Annotated in this window: 4 protein-coding genes; 2 read left to right on the forward strand and 2 right to left on the reverse strand. The window is 72.9% G+C overall.

The genetic code is table 11. The features are described from left to right. A partial coding sequence (locus tag ACIQOV_RS40265) for a hypothetical protein (RefSeq protein ID WP_401055949.1) occupies positions 1–190 on the reverse strand: 190 nt, incomplete at its 3' end. A gap of 158 nt (positions 191–348) precedes the next feature. On the opposite strand from ACIQOV_RS40265, the gene ACIQOV_RS40270 reads away from it, so the two are divergent. Next, positions 349–615, forward strand: coding sequence for a hypothetical protein (locus ACIQOV_RS40270; RefSeq protein ID WP_049650625.1), 267 nt, complete (start codon positions 349–351; stop codon positions 613–615). Positions 616–888: 273 nt separating this feature from the next. Further along, positions 889–1,350 (forward strand): YjbQ family protein, encoded by a 462-nt coding sequence (locus ACIQOV_RS40275; RefSeq protein WP_401055951.1) that lies wholly within the window; start codon positions 889–891, stop codon positions 1,348–1,350. 74 nt (positions 1,351–1,424) lie between these two features. Here ACIQOV_RS40275 and ACIQOV_RS40280 read toward each other — a convergent pair. After that, a partial coding sequence (locus tag ACIQOV_RS40280) for a DUF1990 family protein (protein ID WP_401055952.1) occupies positions 1,425–1,739 on the reverse strand: 315 nt, incomplete at its 5' end.

Below are 1,739 nucleotides of genomic sequence, written 5' to 3' on the forward strand. Positions count from 1 at the left end.
CGCTCGCCTCCTCGGTGACACCGAGGTGGGTCTTCAGCATGCCCGAGAAGTCCTTGGGCTCGGTGAACTGGCCCTTGGTTCCGCAGGGGTCCGCCGTGCGCCGGGCACGTGTCGTGCGCGTGCCGTGCGTACGGTTGCCGCACCCGCGCCTGCCGGACCGGGTGACGGACGGCCGGTCGTGCACCATCATTGATGCCTAGTCGTGACCGGCCTGGTGGCCCCTGGTGCTTCGTCAGTTGACGCCGCACGATACGGTGGCACAACACCAAGGACGGTTGCGCGAAGGCCGTCCTTCACGGATAGTCTTCGCCTCACGGCCCTGGCGCCTCGTAGGGGTGGGAAAAACTGATGGAACACATGCAAGTGCGGACTCGGCCCCGCGTGCCGGCGATCCAGTGCGGTGTCGGCACCACCGGCCGCCGGATCGACCGACACCTGGCCGTGCTCGGCGCGCCCGCACTCCCGGCGGTGGACACCGCCGAAGCGCTCGGGTTGATAAGGGAGCTCACGCCGCGCGGCGCCGAGGCCCCGACGACCCGTCGTCGCCACACCAGGATCTCGCTGCTGACGCCGCTGCGTCGGCTGCGGCGGAGCCTCTTCGGCGGGCGCGGCTAGTTCGACCGGCGCGGTACGGGTCCCTCCCCGCCGCCCGGTCGGGAACCGACCCGGTGGACCGTCCGGTCCACCGGGTCTTCGGTGTGTCCGGACGATGTCCCGGGTTCGGGCCCGGCGGGGGCTCCGGTGAAGGCGCCGGGCGGGGGCTCCGGCGCGTGCCGCGCCGTCCGGGTGATGTGGTCTGAACCTTTCACCCTACGCGAGTTCGCTCCCCGGCGCGGCGACTCGGCGAGGGAGTACGCCCGGTCCGCTGGCCTGGGACAGGATGGCGCCATGGCGGACAACAACCACTCCACCCGGACCGGCTCCTTCCCGGACACCACCTTCCAGAGCGGCACCATCGAGATCACCACCGGCAGCCGCGAGGTCGCGCTCGACATCACCGACCGTTGCGCCGCGTTCCTCGACGAACGGGCCACCGGGCGCGACGGCCTGCTCAACATCTTCGTCCCGCACGCCACCGCGGGGATCGCGGTGCTGGAGACCGGCTCCGGCAGCGACGACGACTTCCTCGCCATCCTGCGCGACCTGCTCCCGGCCGACGACCGCTGGCGCCACCGGCACGGCAGCCCCGGCCACGGCCGGGACCACGTGGTGCCCGGCCTCGTCGCCCCGCACGCCACCCTGCCGGTCCTCGGCGGCCAACTGGCCCTCGGCGTCTGGCAGTCGGTGGTGCTGATCGACACCAACGGGGACAACCCGCGCCGGACCGTCCGGCTGTCCTTCCTCGGCTGACCTCGGCAGGGTGCGCGCGGGGCCTGCGCGCGCGCCGGGCCAGGCGGGTTCGATGGGTCGGCGGGCTTCGCGACTCAGCGGACGTGCGAGGCCACCGCGGCGAGGTAGCGCTCGATCGCCAGGTGCTGGCAGAGCAGGGCCACCGGGCGGCCCAGTCTGGCGTACCAGGCGGACAGCCGGGAGAACGCGGTGACCTCGAACCACACCTCGCCGTCGGCGTCCATCGACACCAGGAACGCCTCCTCGCCGCGCTCGGGGTGCCCGGGGAGGGTTCCGTATCCGAACCCGATCCGGTCCGGCTCGTCCACCGTCCACACCACCCGGCAGGGGATCACCAGCCGCGGCAGCCGGCTCCCCGGCAGGTTCAGTCGCAGCAGCACCGTCCCGCC

Origin of the sequence: Kitasatospora sp. NPDC091257, assembly GCF_044757675.1 — a bacterium.
GTDB lineage: Bacteria > Actinomycetota > Actinomycetes > Streptomycetales > Streptomycetaceae > Kitasatospora > Kitasatospora lactacystinica.

Excerpts from the sequence above, each read along its gene's own strand:
- ACIQOV_RS40270 (WP_049650625.1), top strand. The coding sequence starts at position 349 with ATGGAACACATGCAAGTGCGGACTCGGCCCCGCGTGCCGGCGATCCAG.
- ACIQOV_RS40275 (WP_401055951.1), top strand. The coding sequence starts at position 889 with ATGGCGGACAACAACCACTCCACCCGGACCGGCTCCTTCCCGGACACC.